This window comes from Micromonospora sp. NBC_00421 (assembly GCF_036017915.1).
Classification (GTDB): Bacteria; Actinomycetota; Actinomycetes; order Mycobacteriales; family Micromonosporaceae; genus Micromonospora.
Genome location: NZ_CP107929.1, coordinates 4087902 through 4105243, shown reverse-complemented (window position 1 = coordinate 4105243; position 17342 = coordinate 4087902). Strand labels below are relative to the sequence as shown.

The 17342-nt window shown below is 72.8% G+C and carries 15 protein-coding genes; 11 read left to right on the top strand and 4 right to left on the bottom strand.

Annotation, left to right across the window (positions count from 1 at the left end; all coding sequences use genetic code 11):
• Positions 1-69: 69 nt before the first annotated feature.
• The 6 genes from truB to dapB all read left to right on the top strand — a co-directional run bounded on the left by truB (position 70) and on the right by dapB (position 7612).
• The gene (truB, locus tag OHQ87_RS16965) at positions 70-999 is read left to right on the top strand and encodes a tRNA pseudouridine(55) synthase TruB (RefSeq protein ID WP_442930477.1); all 930 of its coding nucleotides are present in this window, start codon (positions 70-72) and stop codon (positions 997-999) included.
• A 144-nt stretch (positions 1000-1143) separates the two neighbouring features.
• Positions 1144-2070, top strand: coding sequence for a bifunctional riboflavin kinase/FAD synthetase (locus OHQ87_RS16960; protein WP_328338967.1), 927 nt, complete (start codon positions 1144-1146; stop codon positions 2068-2070).
• Positions 2071-2289: 219 nt separating this feature from the next.
• Positions 2290-2559, top strand: a complete 270-nt coding sequence (rpsO, locus tag OHQ87_RS16955) for a 30S ribosomal protein S15 (RefSeq protein ID WP_091246098.1) — start codon at positions 2290-2292, stop codon at positions 2557-2559.
• Positions 2560-2781: 222 nt separating this feature from the next.
• Positions 2782-5184, top strand: coding sequence for a polyribonucleotide nucleotidyltransferase (locus OHQ87_RS16950; RefSeq protein WP_328338962.1), 2403 nt, complete (start codon positions 2782-2784; stop codon positions 5182-5184).
• Positions 5185-5314: 130 nt separating this feature from the next.
• A complete protein-coding gene (locus tag OHQ87_RS16945) occupies positions 5315-6685 on the top strand; it encodes a M16 family metallopeptidase (RefSeq protein WP_442930838.1) in 1371 nt (456 codons plus the stop codon).
• 159 nt (positions 6686-6844) lie between these two features.
• A complete protein-coding gene (gene dapB, locus OHQ87_RS16940) occupies positions 6845-7612 on the top strand; it encodes a 4-hydroxy-tetrahydrodipicolinate reductase (RefSeq protein ID WP_328338958.1) in 768 nt (255 codons plus the stop codon).
• Positions 7613-7655: 43 nt separating this feature from the next.
• Here dapB and OHQ87_RS16935 read toward each other — a convergent pair whose 3' ends face one another.
• Positions 7656-9770 carry an amylo-alpha-1,6-glucosidase gene (locus tag OHQ87_RS16935; RefSeq protein ID WP_328338956.1) on the bottom strand — a complete coding sequence of 705 codons (2115 nt, stop codon included), beginning with the start codon at positions 9768-9770 and terminating at the stop codon, positions 7656-7658.
• Positions 9771-9916: 146 nt separating this feature from the next.
• Between OHQ87_RS16935 and OHQ87_RS16930 the strand changes: the two genes are divergently transcribed.
• The 4 genes from OHQ87_RS16930 (at position 9917) to OHQ87_RS16915 (ending at position 14273) form a co-directional block, all read left to right on the top strand.
• Positions 9917-10909, top strand: a complete 993-nt coding sequence (locus tag OHQ87_RS16930; protein ID WP_328338953.1) for a LacI family DNA-binding transcriptional regulator — start codon at positions 9917-9919, stop codon at positions 10907-10909.
• A gap of 27 nt (positions 10910-10936) precedes the next feature.
• Positions 10937-12187 carry a sugar ABC transporter substrate-binding protein gene (locus tag OHQ87_RS16925; RefSeq protein WP_328338951.1) on the top strand — a complete coding sequence of 417 codons (1251 nt, stop codon included), beginning with the start codon at positions 10937-10939 and terminating at the stop codon, positions 12185-12187.
• Positions 12188-12252: 65 nt separating this feature from the next.
• A complete protein-coding gene (locus OHQ87_RS16920) occupies positions 12253-13377 on the top strand; it encodes a carbohydrate ABC transporter permease (RefSeq protein ID WP_328338949.1) in 1125 nt (374 codons plus the stop codon).
• Positions 13374-14273: a carbohydrate ABC transporter permease gene (locus tag OHQ87_RS16915; RefSeq protein WP_328338947.1), complete on the top strand. Its 900-nt coding sequence runs from the start codon at positions 13374-13376 to the stop codon at positions 14271-14273. The genes OHQ87_RS16920 and OHQ87_RS16915 overlap by 4 nt, the downstream gene beginning before the upstream one ends.
• Positions 14274-14324: 51 nt before the next feature.
• On the opposite strand, the gene OHQ87_RS16910 is transcribed toward OHQ87_RS16915, so the two are convergent.
• Both OHQ87_RS16910 and OHQ87_RS16905 read right to left on the bottom strand, forming a co-directional pair.
• The gene (locus OHQ87_RS16910) at positions 14325-14705 is read right to left on the bottom strand and encodes a VOC family protein (RefSeq protein ID WP_328338945.1); all 381 of its coding nucleotides are present in this window, start codon (positions 14703-14705) and stop codon (positions 14325-14327) included.
• A gap of 119 nt (positions 14706-14824) precedes the next feature.
• On the bottom strand, positions 14825-15430 hold the full coding sequence (locus OHQ87_RS16905; protein WP_328338943.1) for a GNAT family N-acetyltransferase: 606 nt from the start codon (positions 15428-15430) through the stop codon (positions 14825-14827).
• Between the two features lie 36 nt (positions 15431-15466).
• Here OHQ87_RS16905 and OHQ87_RS16900 point away from each other — a divergent pair, with 36 nt between their 5' ends.
• The gene (locus tag OHQ87_RS16900) at positions 15467-16783 is read left to right on the top strand and encodes a glycosyltransferase 87 family protein (protein ID WP_328338941.1); all 1317 of its coding nucleotides are present in this window, start codon (positions 15467-15469) and stop codon (positions 16781-16783) included.
• Here the strand turns inward: OHQ87_RS16900 and OHQ87_RS16895 are convergent.
• Entirely contained in the window at positions 16772-17323 is a 552-nt protein-coding gene (locus OHQ87_RS16895) for a GNAT family N-acetyltransferase (protein WP_328338939.1), read from the bottom strand. The two genes, OHQ87_RS16900 and OHQ87_RS16895, sit on opposite strands and share 12 nt — an antisense overlap.
• Between the last annotated feature and the right edge of the window lie 19 nt (positions 17324-17342).

The following is a 17342-nucleotide window of genomic DNA, read 5'->3' as shown; positions in this document are numbered from 1 at the left end:
ACCGGCCACCGGCGCGGGTGCTGCGGTGCCCGGCGGATCCCGGTTCCGGCCGGTCCGCCGCAGGGTGCCGTGCGGTGGCGGGCGACGCGACCCCGTCTGGCAGGCTTGGCAGTCGTGAACGGTGACGGTCTGATCGTGGTCGACAAGCCCGGCGGCATGACGTCGCACGACGTGGTGGCACGGATCCGCCGGCTGGCCCGGACCCGCCGGGTCGGGCACGGCGGCACCCTCGACCCGATGGCCACCGGTGTGCTGGTGATCGGGGTGGGTCGGGCCACCCGGCTGCTGACGTACGTGATCGGGGCGGGCAAGAGCTACACCGCGACGGTCCGGCTCGGGCAGGCCACCGTCACCGACGACGCCGAGGGCGACGTGCTCGCCAGCACGCCCGCCGGCGAGCTGACCGACGCCGCGATCCGGGCCGCGTTCGTGCCCCTCACCGGCGAGATCGACCAGGTGCCCAGTGCGGTCAGCGCCATCAAGATCAATGGAGAGCGGGCGTACAAGCGGGTCCGGGACGGGGAGAGCGTCGAGCTGCCCGCCCGCCGGGTCACCGTCTCCCGGCTGGACGTGCTGGCGATCCGCCGGAACACCCCGGACGTGGTCGACGTCGACGTCGACGTCACCTGCTCGTCGGGGACGTACATCCGGGCGCTGGCCCGCGACGCCGGTCTGTCGCTCGGCGTCGGCGGGCACCTCACCGCGCTGCGACGGACCGCTGTGGGCAGTTTCACCCTCGCCGAGGCGGCCACCCTCGCGGCGTTGGAACAGCGCGCGCCCGAGGTGGTCAACCTGCCCCTGGACACCGCCGCCGACAGGTACTTTCCGCGCCGGGAGGCCGGCGTCGACGAGGCGAAGGCGCTCTCCCACGGCGGTCCGCTCGACCCGGTGGGCATCGACGGGCCGTACGCCGTCTTCGGACCGGACGGTGGCCTGATCGCTATCGTCAGCGAACGGGACGGCCGGGCCCGCGCGGAGATCGTGCTCGCCCCGGCCTGACCGGGCCGCCGACCGGCGCCGACGGCGGCGGTCGGTGCGGACGGCGGACGGTACGGCACGACGAGCGGGGACGGCGACCGGGACGGGTCGACGGCGACGGGCACGGGTGGGCGCCGGTCAGCGGTGGAGCAGGAGAGGAGCGGCATGCAGCGGTGGCGGGGGTACGAGGCGACGCCCGGTGGGTGGGGGCGGTCGGTCGTCACCATCGGCGTCTTCGACGGCGTGCACCGGGGGCACCAGGCGACCATCGGGCACGCCGTGGCGCGGGCCCGCGAACTGGGCGTCCGGTCGGTGGTGGTGACCTTCGACCCGCACCCTGTCGAGGTGGTCCGCCCCGGCTCGCACCCGGCCGTGCTCACCGAGCCCGCCCGCAAGGCCGAGTTGATCGAGGCGCTGGGCGTCGACGTGCTCTGTGTGGTGCCGTTCACCGCCGAGCTCTCCCGGCTGTCGCCCGAGGCGTTCGTGCACGACATCCTGGTCGAGCGCCTGCACGCCGCGCTGGTCGTGGTGGGGGACAACTTCCGGTTCGGGCACCGGGCCGCCGGGAACGTCGAGCTGCTGGAACGACTCGGCGGGACCTTCGGCTTCGAGGTGGAGCACGCCCCGCTGGTCGCCGCCGAAGGCACGGTCTTCTCCTCGACGTACATCCGGTCCCGGGTCGAGGCGGGCGACGTCGCGGCGGCGGCGACCGTGCTCAGCCGACCGCACCGGCTCGAGGGGGTGGTGGTCCTGGGCGACCAGCGCGGCCGGGAGCTGGGCTTCCCCACCGCCAACCTGCGCTGCCCGCCGCACGCGGCGGTGCCCGCCGACGGGGTCTACGCCGGCTGGCTGGTGCGCGGAGGGACCGAGCGGCTGCCGGCCGCCATCTCGATCGGCACCAACCCGACGTTCGCCGGCCGGGAACGCCGGGTCGAGGCGCACGTGCTGGACTTCTCCGGCGACCTGTACGGCGAACAGGTCGCCCTGGACTTCGCCGCCCACCTGCGCGGCCAGATCCGGTACGACGCGATCGAGCCGTTGCTCGTCCAGATGGCCGAGGACGTCGCGCGGACCCGCCGGGCGGTCGCCTGACCCGCCGGGCGGGGGTGGGCCGGCGACCCGTCGTCGTCGCAGGCGTGGGCCTTGACCGGGCGGTTCCGCGACGGGCTGGTAGGGTGGCGGTGACGTCGGATGACCGACGCGGGGCCTCGCGTGCCTGCACGACGCCGCGGGTGCGAGGTTCGTCCGTCCCCGGTCCACTCGGACCCGAACGACGGACATCAGTTGTCAACCCACCGAAACAGGGAGAACATGGCGCTCGACCAGGAAGCCAAGGCCAAGATCCGCACGGAGTACGCGACCGCCGAGGGCGACACCGGTTCGCCGGAGGTCCAGGTCGCGGTCCTCACCAAGCGGATCGCGGAGCTGACCGAGCACCTGAAGGTGCACAAGCACGACCACCACAGCCGCCGTGGGCTGCTGCTGCTTGTCGGTCGGCGCCGTCGGCTGCTCAACTACGTCCAGAAGAAGGACATCAGCCGCTACCGGTCGCTGATCGAGCGGCTCGGCCTGCGCCGATGACGTGACGGGGGAGTGGCCACCGGGTCGCTCCCCCGTTCGGCACACCACTGAAGAAGAGGGCCGCGCGACCACCCGAGAGGGAGCCGGTCAGCGTACCGGTCTCCGGTAGTGGCCCCCGGGCATCCCGGCATCATGCCGGCCACCCGGGCGCTTCGATCGAAGACCGGCCGTCTGAGCAGCTCCGGTGTCGTGGGCCCACGACGCGAAGGAGTACCGCCGCACATGACCGAGACCAACCTCGGCACCGAATCCCGTACCGCCGTGATCGACAACGGGTCCTTCGGCACCCGTGAGATCACCTTCTCCACCGGCCGGCTGGCCCGGCAGGCCGCCGGTTCCGTCGTCGCCCAGCTGGGCGAGACGGTCGTGCTCTCCGCCACCACCGCCGGTAAGCACCCGAAGGAGCAGTTCGACTTCTTCCCGCTGACCGTCGACGTCGAGGAGCGGATGTACGCCGCGGGCCGGATCCCCGGCTCGTTCTTCCGCCGCGAGGGCCGGCCCAGCGAGGACGCCATCCTCACCTGCCGGCTGATCGACCGGCCGCTGCGCCCGTCGTTCGTCAAGGGCCTGCGCAACGAGGTCCAGGTCGTCGAGACCATCCTCGCGCTCGACCCGCAGCACCCGTACGACGTGGTGGCCATCAACGCCGCCTCGATGTCGACGAAGCTGTCCGGCCTGCCGTTCTCCGGCCCGATCGGGGCCACCCGGGTGGCCCACGTCGACGGCCAGTGGGTGGCCTTCCCGACCCTGGAGGAGCTGGCCCGCGCCACCTTCGACATGGTCGTCGCCGGCCGGGCGCTCGACGACGGCGACGTCGCGATCATGATGGTCGAGGCCGAGGCGACGCCGAACGCGGTGACCCTGATCGCGGGCGGCGCGACCGCCCCGACCGAGGAGATCGTCGCCAGCGGCCTGGAGGCCGCCAAGCCGGCGATCCGTGAGCTGTGCCGGGCGCAGAGCGAGCTGGCCGAGGTGGCCGCCAAGCCGGTCACCGAGTTCCCGGTCTTCCTGGACTACCAGGACGACATCTACCAGGCGGTGGCCGAGCTGGTCCGCGCCGAGGTGGGCGAGGCGCTGCAGATCGCCGGCAAGGCCGACCGCGAGGAGGCCCTGGACCGGATCAAGGCCAAGGTCGCCGAGGAGCTCGGCGGTCGGTTCGAGGGCCGGGAGAAGGAACTGTCCGCCGCCTTCCGGTCGCTTACCAAGTCCGAGGTCCGCAACCGGGTGCTGCGCGAGCAGGTTCGGATCGACGGCCGGGGTCCGCGCGACATCCGGGCGCTCACCGCCGAGGTCGGCGTGCTGCCCCGGGTGCACGGTTCCGCGCTGTTCGAGCGGGGCGAGACCCAGATCCTCGGGGTCACCACGCTGAACATGCTCCGGATGGAGCAGATGGTGGACACCCTCTCCCCGGAGAACCGCAAGCGCTACATGCACAACTACAACTTCCCGCCGTACTCGACCGGGGAGACCGGCCGGGTCGGCTCGCCGAAGCGGCGGGAGATCGGCCACGGCGCGCTGGCCGAGCGGGCCCTGCTGCCGGTGCTGCCGTCGCGCGAGGAGTTCCCGTACGCGATCCGACAGGTGTCCGAGGCGCTCGGCTCCAACGGCTCGACCTCGATGGGCTCGGTCTGCGCCTCGACGCTGGCGCTGCTGTCGGCCGGTGTGCCGCTCAAGGCGCCGGTGGCCGGCATCGCGATGGGCCTCATCTCCGACGAGGTGGACGGCAAGACCCAGTACGTGACGCTGACCGACATCCTCGGTGCCGAGGACGCGTTCGGTGACATGGACTTCAAGGTCGCCGGCACGCCGGAGTTCGTCACCGCGCTCCAGCTCGACACCAAGCTCAACGGCATCCCGTCGGACGTGCTCGCCGCCGCCCTCCAGCAGGCGAACGAGGCCCGGCAGACCATCCTCGGCGTGATGCAGGCGGCGATCGAGGCTCCGGCCGAGATGTCGGACTACGCCCCGCGGGTCACCACCGTCAAGATCCCGGTGGACAAGATCGGCATGGTGATCGGCCCGAAGGGCCAGACCATCAACGCCATCCAGGACGAGACCGGCGCTGAGATCTCCATCGAGGACGACGGCACGATCTACGTCGGCGCGACCAACGGCCCGTCGGCGCAGGCCGCCGTGGACCGGATCAACGGGATCGCCAACCCGACCCTGCCCAAGGCCGGCGAGCGGTTCCTCGGCACGGTGGTCAAGACCGCCGCGTTCGGTGCGTTCATCTCGCTGCTGCCCGGCCGGGACGGCCTGCTGCACATCTCCAAGGTGGGCGACGGCAAGCGGGTCGAGCGGGTCGAGGACTTCCTCAACGTCGGCGACAAGGTCGAGGTGGAGATCGCGGACATCGACGCCCGCGGCAAGATCTACCTGGACAAGGTCCGGCCGGAGGGCGCCGAGGCGCCGGCCGCCGGTGAGGCCGGTGAGGCCGCCGGTGGCGACCGGCCGGCCGGTCGCGGCGGTGACCGGGGTCCGCGTGACCGCGGTGACCGGGGCGGTGACCGGGGTGGTCGGGCCCCGTCCGGCGGCGAGCGTGGCCCGGAGCGCGGCGAGCGCCCGTCCGGCGGCGAGGGTGGCGACGGCGGCGAGCGTCCGCGTCGGCGTACCCGGCACAGCTGAGCAGTGACCGGCCGGGTGACGACACGACGTCGTCACCCGGCCGGTGTGTTCCCTCCACCCCTCGTCGCACCGAGAGCAGGTTTCCGTGAGCCGGGCCCAGCGTTCGCCGTTCTCCCCGGGCCGACGGCCGGTGACCCCGCCCGACCGCGTCCGGCACGCCACCGCCGGCCAGCCCGGTCGCGCCGGTGCGGCGTCCCGGGCGGTCACCCGGACGATCAGCGACGACCCGCTGGGCGGCACCGTGCGGCGTACCGTCCTGCCGAGCGGGCTGCGGGTGCTCACCGAGGCGATCCCGACGATGCGCAGCGTCTCCTTCGGCATCTGGGTCACAGTCGGTTCGCGGGACGAGACCGGCCCGCAGGCCGGCGCCGCGCACTTCCTGGAGCACCTGCTCTTCAAGGGCACCCACAAGCGCACCGCGCTGGAGATCTCCTCCGAGATCGAGGCGGTGGGCGGCGAGACCAACGCCTTCACCACCAAGGAATACACCTGCTACTACGCGCGGGTCCTCGACGAGGACCTGCCGCTGGCGATCGACGTGATGTGCGACGCGGTCGCTGACTCGGTGCTGGAGCCGGCCGACGTGGAGACCGAGCGCGGGGTCATCCTCGAAGAGATCGCCATGCACGACGACGAGCCCGGCGACGAGGTGCACGACCTGTTCGCCCGCGCCGTCTACGGTGACCACCCCCTCGGCCGGCTGATCTCCGGCACCGAGGAGACGGTCACCCCGATGACCCGCCGGCAGATCCAGGGCTTCTACCGCCGTCGTTACACCGCGCCGCAGATCGTCGTCGCCGCCGCCGGCAACCTCGACCACGCCACGGTGGTCAGGCTGGTCCGCCAGACGTTGCGCGGCACGCCGCTGGACACCGACCCGGCCGAGCCGGGCACCCCCCGGCCGACCACCCCGGCGGTACGCACGAAGCCGGCCACCGTCCTGGTCGAGCCGAAGGAGACCGAGCAGGCGCACGTCATCCTCGGCTGCCCCGGCATCGACCGGGTCGACGAGCGGCGGTTCGCCCTCGGGGTGCTCAACAACGTGCTCGGCGGCGGGATGTCCAGCCGGCTGTTCCAGGAGATCCGCGAACGCCGTGGCCTGGCCTACTCGGTCTACTCCTACGCCAGCCAGTACGCCGACAGCGGCCTGTTCGCCGTCTACGCCGGCTGCGCGCCGGGCAAGGTGGACGAGGTGCTCCAGCTGACCCGCGCCGAGCTGGCAAAGGTGGCCGCCGACGGGCTCACCGAGGCCGAGGTGGCCCGGGGCAAGGGGATGAGCAAGGGCTCGTTCGTGCTGGGCCTGGAGGACACCGGGTCCCGGATGAGCCGGCTGGCCAAGGGTGAGCTCCTCTACGGCGACCTGATGCCGGTGGACGAGCTGCTGGCCCGGGTCGACGCGGTGACCGTGGCCGACGTGAACACCCTCGCCGCCGAGCTGCTGAGCCGGCCGATGTCGCTGGCGGTGGTCGGCCCGTTCGGGAAGCACGACTTCACCGGCTGAGCAAGTGGCGACCCGGCTGAGCAAGTGGCGACCGGACCGGGGCCTCCGCTCCCGGCTGCCCCGGCCTAGCCGGACGACCCTTGCCGGCCCGTCCACCGTCCCGTGGGACGGTGGTGGTCCGGCGGTGGGCCGCGTCCCGATTGGGATAGGTTGTGCCCCGTGACTGAGGAGCAGACGAAGGACCGGGACCTGTCGATCCGGGTCGGTGTGCTGGGGGCCCGGGGCCGGATGGGCGCCGAGGTGTGCCGGGCGGTCGACGGGGCCGACGACCTGGCGCTGGTGGCGGCGATCGACCAGGGCGACGACCTGTCCGCGCTCTCCGCCGCCGAGGTGGTCGTCGACTTCACCACCCCGGACGTCGTCATGGACAATCTGCGCTGGTGCATCGACCAGGGCGTGCACGCGGTGGTCGGCACCACCGGCTTCAGCGAGCAGCGACTCGACCAGGTGCGCGGCTGGCTGGCAGACAAGCCCGACGTCGGAGTGGTGATCGCCCCCAACTTCGGCATCGGCGCGGTGCTGATGATGCAGTTCGCGACCCGGGCGGCCCGGCACTTCGAGTCGGTGGAGATCATCGAGCAGCACCACCCGCGCAAGCTCGACGCCCCGAGCGGCACCGCCACCCACACCGCCCGGCAGATCGCGCAGGCCCGCGCCGAGGCCGGTCTCGGCCCGATGCCGGACGCCACCAAGGACGAGGTCCCGGGGGCACGCGGCGCCGACATCGACGGGGTACGCGTGCACGCGGTCCGCGCCACCGGCCTGCTCGCCCACCAGGAGGTGCTGTTCGGCACCCTCGGCGAGACCCTGACCATCCGGCACGACTCGTACGACCGGGTCTCGTTCATGCCGGGGGTGCTGCTGGCCGTGCGGTCGGTCCGGCAGCGACCGGGCCTGACCATCGGCCTGGACGCCCTGCTCGACTAGCACCGGCTGACCATGCGCTGTCATGACCAGCCGGTGGTCGTCGTCAGCCGACCGGGTGGCGGGCCGGGGCGGTGCGGGGAGCGGGGATGGTGGGGGTGACGGTGAGGCCGGCGGGCAGGCCGGTGACCGTGGGATGGCCGGTGTGGTCGACGTGGACGTCGACCGGAGCCCCCGCCACCCGCAGACCGCGTACGGTCAGCGCGCCGAACTCCGGGCCGGCGAGCGGGCGGACGGTGACCCGCCCGTTCGGCACGTCCGGGTGCAGGCCCGCGCCCGCCTGCAGCAGCAGCACCGCCGACGCCGCCGACCAGGCCTGTGGCCGGCACGCCGCCGGATACGGCACCGGACGGCCGAGCAACGTGCGGTCGTCGCCGCCGTGCAGCTCGGGCAGCCGGTAGTCGAACGCCTCGGCCGCGCCGAGCAGCCCGTCGGCCAGGCCGAGCGCGGCCCGGTGGAAGCCGCCCCGGGCCAGCCCGGCCAGCACGATCGCGGTGTCGTGGGTCCAGACCGACCCGCAGTGGTACGACAGCGGGCTGAACCCGGCGTCGTCGGTGGACATCGTGCGCAGCCCGTACCCGCCGCCGAGGGCGTCGCCGGTGAGCAGGGCCGCCACCCGGGCCTCCTCGTCGGCGGAGAGCAGGCCGGTGCCGAGCAGGTGACCGATGTTGCTGGTCAGCGAGTCGACGGGGCGCTTGTCCCGGTCGAGGGCGAGCGCCGGGCGGGGCCCGTCGGGGCCGGCGTCGACCCAGAACCGGGCCCGGAACGTCGCGGCGAGCCGGGCGGCGTGCCCGCGCCACCTGTCGGCGTCGGGCCGACCGAAGGCGTCCAGCAGATCGGCGCCGTGCATCGCGGCCTGGTACGCGTACCCCTGCACCTCGGCGAGCACGATCGGCGGCGTGGCGAGCCGGCCGTCGCGGAACCGGATCGAGTCGCCGGAGTCCTTCCAGCCCTGGTTGGCCAGGCCGTGCCCGGTGGTGTCGAGGTACTCGACGAGACCGTCGCCGTCGGCGTCGGCGTGCTCGCCGAGCCAGCGCAGCGCCGCCTCCAGGTGGGGCAGCAGCGGCGCGACCTGCTCGGCGGGCAGGCCCCAACGCCAGGCGTCGTGCAGCAGGGAGACCCAGAGCATGGTGGCGTCGACCGTCCCGTAGTAGGCCGGGGGGAGCCGTAGCCCCTCGCGGGGCAGGGTGAACTCGCCGCGCCGCAGCTCGTGCAGGATCTTGCCGGGGGCCTCGCCGGTGGCCGGGTCGACCCGGGTGCCCTGCCGGCGGGCCAGGACGCGCAGCGTGCCGGCGGCCAGCTCGGTGCCGAGGGGCAGCATCATCCGGGCCGCCCAGAGGCTGTCCCGGCCGAAGAGGGTGAGGAACCAGGGCACCCCGGCGCCGAGGAAGACGTCCTCCGGTCGGGCGGGGTCGGTGAGGCGCAGCGCGTGCAGGTCGTCCAGGGACCGGTCGACCAGCCGGACCAGCCGGCGGTCGTCGGCGCGTACCTCGGGGCGGGACCAGCTCGGCCCGGCGGTGGGGGCGGCGACCACGGCCCGTGGGTCGTGCACCCGCAGCCGCCAGCGCAGCGTCGCCCGGCCCCGGGCGGGAAGCTCGACGGGCCAGGCCAACCGGGGAGCGGTGGCCCGCCCGCCGGTGACGTCGACCCGCGCGTCGTCGCCGGTGACGGTGACGGTGACGTCGTCGGCGGTCCAGCTCAGCTCGCCGGGGCGGTCGGTGCGGGCAGCCAGCCCGGTGGTGTCGCCGCCGGTCTTCACCACCTCGACGGGGGCCAGGTCGCAGCCGAGGTCGACGCTGACGGTGGCGCGTACCGGGCCGCCGGCGGTGGAGACGACGTGCAACTCCTCGTCGATGCCGTGCGGGCCGGCCCGCCGGACCCGTTCCACCCGGACGGTCGGGTCGGGGCCGGGGTCGCCCAGCCAGCGGGTGAGCCCGACGAAGCGGACGCCGTGCGGGCCGTCGACGCCGTGGGTGAGGGCTTCCGGTTCGCGGTCGTCGACGCGCAGTTCGGCGCGGGAGAGCACCCGGGCGTCGGCGTGGAAGACGCCCTGGACGCCGGCCGGGCGGATCTGCCCGGCCCGGTCACCCAGCGCGCTGGTCGGGGCGAGGACCACCCCGACCAGGTCGTGCAGCAGGGGTTGCAGGTGGCGTTCGGTCACGACTTCGACTCCAGCTCAGGTCGGGGGCGGACGACGTCTTGACAAGGCCGTCCGGGGCGGTGCACAGTGCGAAACAATCCAGAAACTTGAACGATCCAATCCTGCCCTATCCGAATTGGATCGTTCAAGACCGCGAGGGGGGTCAAGTGCCAGAAAAGGTAACCATCGCCACGGTGGCCCGGCACGCCCGGGTGAGCCGGCAGACCGTCTCCAACGTGATCAACGCGCCGCACATCGTCCGCCAGGAGACCCGGCAGCGGGTCGAGGAGGCCATCGCCACCCTCGGCTACCGCGCCAACCAGGCGGCCCGGCAGATGCGTACCGGCCGGTCCCGGTTGATCGCCGTCCGGATCGAACCCACCCGGGACGGGATCAACGGCTCGGTGCTCGACCGCTTCCTGCACGGCCTCACCGAGACCGCCGAGGCAGCCGGCTACCGCACCCTGCTCTACACCGCCAGCGACCCGCAGCGGGAGATCACCACCTACGACGACCTGCTCAGCTCCTACGACCTGGACGGTTTCGTGCTCACCGGCACCGACCACGGCGACCCGCGTACCGCCTGGCTCGCCGACCGGCACGTGCCGTTCGTGACCTTCGGTCGCCCCTGGGACGACCTCGCCGCGCACTGCTGGGTCGACGTGGACGGCGCCGCCGGCACCGCGCAGGCCACCCGGCACCTGCTCGCCGCCGGTCACCGGCGGATCGGCTGGATCGGCTGGCCGGGCGGCTCCGGGGTCGGCGACGACCGGCGGGCCGGCTGGTGGGACACCCTGCGCGAGGTCGACCTGGACCCGACCGGCCTGGCCCGGGAGACCCCCGACGGCATCGTCGAGGGCGAGTGGGCCGCCCGCGACCTGCTCACCGCCGCCACCCCGCCGACCGCGCTGGTCTGCGCCAGCGACTCGCTCGCCCTGGGCGCCCTCCAGGTCGTCCGGAACGCCGACCCGACCGTGCCGGTGATCGGCTTCGACGACACCCCGGTGGCCGGTGCGATCGGCCTGACTAGTGTCGGCCAGCCACTCGGCGAGGCCGCCGCCCGCTGTGTCGACCTGCTCACCGCCGTGCTCGACGGATCGGTGCGACCCCCCACCCCCGTGCTGCTCCAGCCCGCCCTGGTGCTGCGGCACACCGCCTGACACCACCCCTTCGACCAGGAGAAACCGATGGCATCTCGCTCCCTCACCCGCGCGGCGGTGGCCGGTCTCGCCGCCGTGGCGCTGCTCGGCTCCGCCGCCTGTGGCAGCGGCTTCGACGACGACAGCTCCGACACCGCGCAGTCCACCGGCCCGGCCGACCTCCAGATCCTGATCGGCTCCTCCGGGGACGCCGAGACCAAGGCGGTGCAGGACGCCGCCGCGAAGTGGGCGGCCAGCTCCGGCAACCAGGCCACCGTCACCCCGGCCCAGGACCTCACCCAGCAGCTCGGCCAGGCGCTCGCCGGCGGCACCCCGCCGGACGTCTTCTACGTCGACGCCGCCCGGTTCGCCGACTACGCCAGCGTCGGCGCGCTGGAGCCGTACGGCGACAAGCTCGCCGACTCCGCCGACTTCTACCAGAGCCTGCGCACCACGTTCAGCTACGACGGCAAGCTCTACTGCGCGCCGAAGGACTTCTCCACCCTCGCCCTGCAGATCAACACCGAGCTGTGGACGAAGGCCGGGCTGACCGACGCGGACATCCCCACCACCTGGGACCAGCTCACCGCCACCGCCAAGAAGATCAAGGCGAAGGGGCAGGTGCCGCTGGCGCTCGGCGACACCCGGGACCGGATCGGCGCGTTCCTGGCGCAGAACGGCGGCTGGCTGCTCAGCGATGACGGCAAGCAGCCCACCGCCGACACGCCGGAGAACCTGGCCGCCCTCAGCTACGTGAAGTCGCTGCTCACTGACGGGCTGGCCCGCTACCCCAAGCAGCTCGACGCCGGCTGGTCCGGTGAGGCGTTCGGCAAGGGCAAGGCCGTGATGACCATCGAAGGCAACTGGATCAAGGGGGCGATGCAGAACGACTTCCCGAACGTGAAGTACAGGGTCGTCGCGCTGCCCGCCGGGCCGAAGGGGCCGGGCACGCTGTCCTTCACCCAGTGCTGGGGCATCGCCGCGAAGTCGAAGTACAAGGACCAGGCGATCAGGTTCGTCGAGGCGATGACCGCCGGTGACCAGCAGATGACCTTCGCCAAGGCGTTCGGCGTGATGCCGTCCCGGGAGTCCGTCCGGGACCAGTACGTCACCGCCTTCCCCGCCGACAAGCCGTTCATCGACGGCGCCGAGTACGCCCAGGGTCCGGTGAACGCCCCGAAGATGGACAGCGTCGTCGGCGACCTCGACACCGCGCTGCAGGGGTTGGCCAACGGCGACCCGAAGGCGATCCTCGGCAACTTCGACAAGAACGCCAGGGCCGCGCTCGGCGGCAGCTGACCCGAGCACGGGGCGTCGCCGACCGGCGGCGCCCCACCGGCCAGGCCCGAGTCGAAGGAGGGGAGATGGCCACCGAGACGATCGCGGCACCGGCCACCGCGACCAACCGCCCACCGCGCCGCCCCGGACGGGGCATCCGGGGCAACGAGAACCTTGCCGGCTGGCTCTTCGTCGCCCCGGTGCTGGTGATCCTCGGACTGTTCCTGCTGTTGCCGATCCTGATGGCGCTCTGGGTGAGCCTCACCGACTGGAACGGCCAGGGCAGCCCGTTCACGGGCCGGACGCCGTTCGTCGGCGCGGACAACTACACCCGGCTGTTCACCGAGGACGGGCTGGCCCGTCGGGACTTCATGACCAGCATCCGCAACAACGCCTACTACGTGGCGATCGTGGTGCCGGCGCAGACCGTGCTCGCCCTCGGCCTGGCGTTGGTGGTCAACAACCGGATGCTCAGGGGGAAGGCGTTCTTCCGCAGCGCCTTCTACTTCCCGTCGGTGACCAGTTCGGTGGCGATCAGCGTGGTCTTCCTGTTCCTGTTCGCCAACTCCGGTGCGGTCAACCAGCTCCTGGGCATGTTCGGCATCTCCGGGCCGCAGTGGTTCGCCGACTCCCGGGGGGTGCTGCACCTGCTGTTCGGCGCGGTCGGGATGGACACCGCGCCGGCCGTCCTCGCCGACGGCGGGCCGTTCGGGCTGAGCTGGTGGGACTGGCTCTCCGGGCCGAGCGTCGCGATGGTCTCGATCATCACGCTGGTGGTCTGGACCACCTCCGGCACCTTCATGCTGATGTTCCTGGCCGCCCTCCAGAACGTCCCGGTGGCCCTGGAGGAGGCGAGCACCCTCGACGGCGCCACCCGCTGGCAACAGTTCCGGCACGTCACCCTGCCGATGATCAGGCCCACCATGTTCCTGGTGCTCACCCTCGGCCTGATCGGCTCCTGGCAGGTCTTCGACCAGGTGTACGTGATGAGCCAGGGCGACCCGGCCAAGACCACGCTCACCCCGGCGTACCTGTCGTACCGGACCGCGTTCCGCGACTTCGACTACGGCTCCGGAGCGGCCATCTCGTTCGTGCTGTTCCTGATCATCATCGTGCTGACGCTGGTGCAGCGGCGGGTGCTCGCCGACCGCGACACCGGGACGCCCCGCACCGGGCCCTGGCGTCGGCTGCTCGGGAGGTCGTCGTCATGACCGTGCTCACCGACCACCCCGCCGACCCCTCGCCGCCCCGGGCACGGCCGCGCGGCGACCACGCGGCCCGCACCCTGGCCAGCCGTTTCCTCGGGTACGCCATCCTGATCTTCTTCGGGCTGGTCTTCCTCTACCCGTTCGTCATCCAGCTCGGCAACTCGTTCAAGACCGAGCCGGACGCGGCGGCAAACCCGCTCTCCCCGCTGCCCGACCCGGTGACCCTCGCCGGGTTCGAACGGATCTTCGCCGGCACCAACTTCCCGCTCTGGCTCGGCAACTCGCTGCTGGTGACGGTGCTGGTCACCCTCGGCCGGGTCTTCTTCGACTCGCTCGCCGGCTATGCCCTGGCGCGGCTGCGGTTCCGGGGCCGCTCCGGGCTCTTCGCCGCCGTCATCGCGGTGATGGCCGTCCCCGGTGTGGTGCTGCTGATCCCGAAGTTCCTGGTCCTCAACCAGCTCGGCCTCTACAACAGCTACGCCGGGCTGGTCGTGCCGCTGCTCGCCGACGCGGCCGGCGTGTTCATCATGAAACAGTTCTTCGAATCGATCCCGGTCAGCGTGGAGGAAGCGGCCCGGATCGACGGCGCCGGGGTGTTCCGCACCTTCTGGTCGGTGGTGCTGCCGATGGCGAAACCGGCGCTGATCACCCTGACCATCCTGTCGTTCCAGGGCTCCTGGAACGAGTTCCCGCACAGCCTGGTCGCCGTGCAGGACCCGAGCCTGTTCACCCTGCCGCGCGGGCTGGCCGACCTGGTCAGCGGGTCGCTCGGCAAGGGCACCCAGTATCCGCTGAAGCTGGGTGCGGCGCTGCTGGCCACCATCCCGGTGGCGATCATCTTCGTGGTCTTCCAGCGGTACTTCGTCCGGGACGCCAACGACGGCGCCGACAAGGGGTGAGCCGTCCGGGTGGTTCCCGGCCGACGTCGGGAACCACCCGGCCCGGCAGCGTCACTCCTGCGCGATCACCGACAGGATGTTGCCGGCCGGGTCGGTGAACCAGGCGATCGTCGGCCCGTTGTCGCGCATGATCCCCCGCTCGTCCTGGGGCAAACCCGGGTAGCGCGCGAAGCCCACCCCCCGGGCGGTCAGCTCGTCGACCGCCCGGTCGACGTCGGCCACCGGGAAGTTGAGCACGGTGAAGGCCGCCGGCACGTGGTCGGCCTTCGGGTAGACCACCACGTCCCGGTCGCCGGCCAGGTGCAGTTTCAGCAGACCACCGGCACCGCCCAGCTGTGACACCCGCAGGTCGAGGGTGCCGGCGTAGAACTCCCGGGCCCGGTCGGTGTCGTCGGCCGAGAACCCGCTGAACGCCTTCGTCTCCCGGAACATGCCCGTCTCCCTCACCGTCGTTCGTGCCCTGACCTTCCCGGTCTACCAGGGTGGGACGACAGAACCGGGCGGGACGCGTCGGACCGGCTTCAGCTGCGGGCGTGTCGCCCGGCCCCCGGTCAGGGCGCGGCGGTCGGCCCCGGTGCGGGTGTGCCGGTCGGCTCGGCGGGGACCGCCACGTGCAGCCGTACCTGGTCGACGAGCATGTCGTCGACGTCCAGCGCGCGGGCCGCGCCGTCCGGCTCCCAACCGGTGCTGGTGAGGAACCTGCGGGTCGCCTCGTCGCCGTCGAACGCCCACGCCACCGCGTGGGTGAACCCGTCGGCCCGCCAGGCGTCCACGGCGGCGGAGAGCAGCCGGCTGCCGTGCCCGCGCCGACCCCAGCGCGGTTCGACCAGCAGGTCGGTCACCGCCACCACCCCGCTGCCCAGCGCGGTCGCCGGCTCGCCCGGGGCGAGCGCCTCGGCGTCCGCCGGCCCGGAAGCGGCGAAACCCACCAGATAGGATTGCTCGGCCTGTTCCACGGCGACGAGCACCCGGTGCGCGGCCGAGGGCGGCTCCTGCACCGCCGCGCTCCACCGCCGGGCGAGCCACGCCTCGTCCAGGTTGTCGAGCACGTGCCGGGGCAGCAGTCGACGGTACGCGACCCGCCAGGTCGCGAGCTGCACACGGGCGATCTCGGCGGCGTCCTCCGGACGCGCCGGGCGGACGAACCCCAGAGCCATGGCACGAAAGCCTAGGCCACAGCGAGGGAGACGACGGTGGCGCAGGGTGCCAGGCGGACGACCGGGCAGGTCGTCGCGGTGGTGGTGCTCGCCGTCGCGGTGGCCGCCTTCCTCTCCGTGGCGGCCGTCCGGCACGGCTTCTTCGACCTGAAGGTCTACTACGGCGCGCTGACCTTCTGGGTCCACGACCACGGTGAGATCTACGACTACCTCAAGCCCGGCACCCAGTACGGCTTCACCTACCCCCCGTTCGCCGCGCTGGTGATGCTGCCGATGGCGTACCTGCCGTGGCCGGTGGCGATCACCGTCAGCGTGGCCGCCACGGTGGTGGTCAGTGCGGTGCTGGTCTGGTGGCTGCTCGACCCGGTGGCCCGGCGGGCCGGGTGGACCCGCTGGTTCGTCCTGGTGGTGGCGCTCCTGCTGGCCGCCGCGTTCGAGCCGATGCGCGAGACGGTCAACTTCGGCCAGGTAAACATGCTGCTGCTCTTCCTGGTGGCGGTGGACCTGCTGCGGTTGCTGCCGGCCGGCAACAGGTGGGCCGGGGTCGGCATCGGGGTGGCCACCGCGATCAAGCTGACCCCGGGCGTCTTCATCGTCTACCTGCTGATCACCAGGCGGTTCCGGGCCGCCGGCACCGCCGTCGCCGCCTCGGCCGTCGCCACGTTGTTCGCCGCCGGCCTCTTCCCCGACGCCGCCCGGGAGTTCTGGACCTCGGCGCTGTGGAACACCGACCGGGTGGGCGAGCTGGCTTTCGTGTCCAACCAGTCGCTGCGCGGGGTGGTGGCCCGGCTCGACCCGGAGCATCCGAGCACCCTGGCCTGGCTGGCGCTGGTGCTTGTCATCCTGGCCGTCTGGGGCTGGCGCTGCCGGGCCGCCGCGGCGGTCGGTGACGAGGCCACCGGGCTGGCGTTGACCGGCGCGCTGATGTGCCTGGTCAGCCCGGTCACCTGGGTTCACCACCTGGTCTGGTTGATCCCGGCGCTGATCCTGCTGGTCGACAACGCCGTCGCCGCGCCCGGCGGCAGCCTGCGCCGGCGCGCGCTGCTGGTCCTCGCGGTGGTCGGCTACGCGCTGCTGTGCAGCCGGATCGTCTGGGCCTGGGAGAAGGACTTCACCGGGATCACCGGCTTCCTGGGCAGCAACACCTACGTCTGGATCAGCCTCGCGCTTCTGCTGCTGCTACCGGTCCGTACCTGGGCCACCCCGGCCGGCGGCCGGGCTGGCGGTCCGGGGGGTCCTGCCGACCCGGGCGGATCGGCAGGACCGGCCGGACCCGGCGGTTCGGGCCGGACCGCCGGTGGTCCGGGGCGACCTGTCAACCAGCCTCAGGGAGTGGCCGGGTCAGCCGGGTAGCCGGCCGGTGTAACGCAGTTCGTCGAGGTGGACCGGGGGGCCGCCGCCGGCCATCGGCACCGGCCAGCGGGACCGGTGACCGTCGGCTGACAGGCCGGCCCGCTCGTAGAACCGGCGGGCGCGCACGTTGTCGGCCAACACCCAGAGCCGGTACTCCCGCCAGCCACCCGCCACCAGCCCGTCCCGGGCGGCGGCGAACAGGGCAGGTGCGGTGCCGTCGCCCCAGTGCGCCCGCTCCACGTAGATCGCCAGCAGTTCGCCGCACGTCGGGTCCAGGTCGCCCCGGTCCTGGTCGTTGCGGTACGGGCCGAAGGTGGTGAACCCGGCCGGCACCCCGTCGACCTCGGCGAGCAGTGTGGTGAACGGGTGCTCCGGGTCGGCGGTGCGCAGGTCCCGTCGGCGCTGCGCCCAGGCCACCGGGTTGAGCCGGGTCAGCACCTCGACCGGCATGAAACCGGCGTACCCGGCCTGCCAGCCGTGGATGTGCACCCGGGCGATCGCCTCGGCGTCGTCCGGCTCTTCGCGGCGGATGGTGAGCATGTGTCCGTTCTATGCCTTG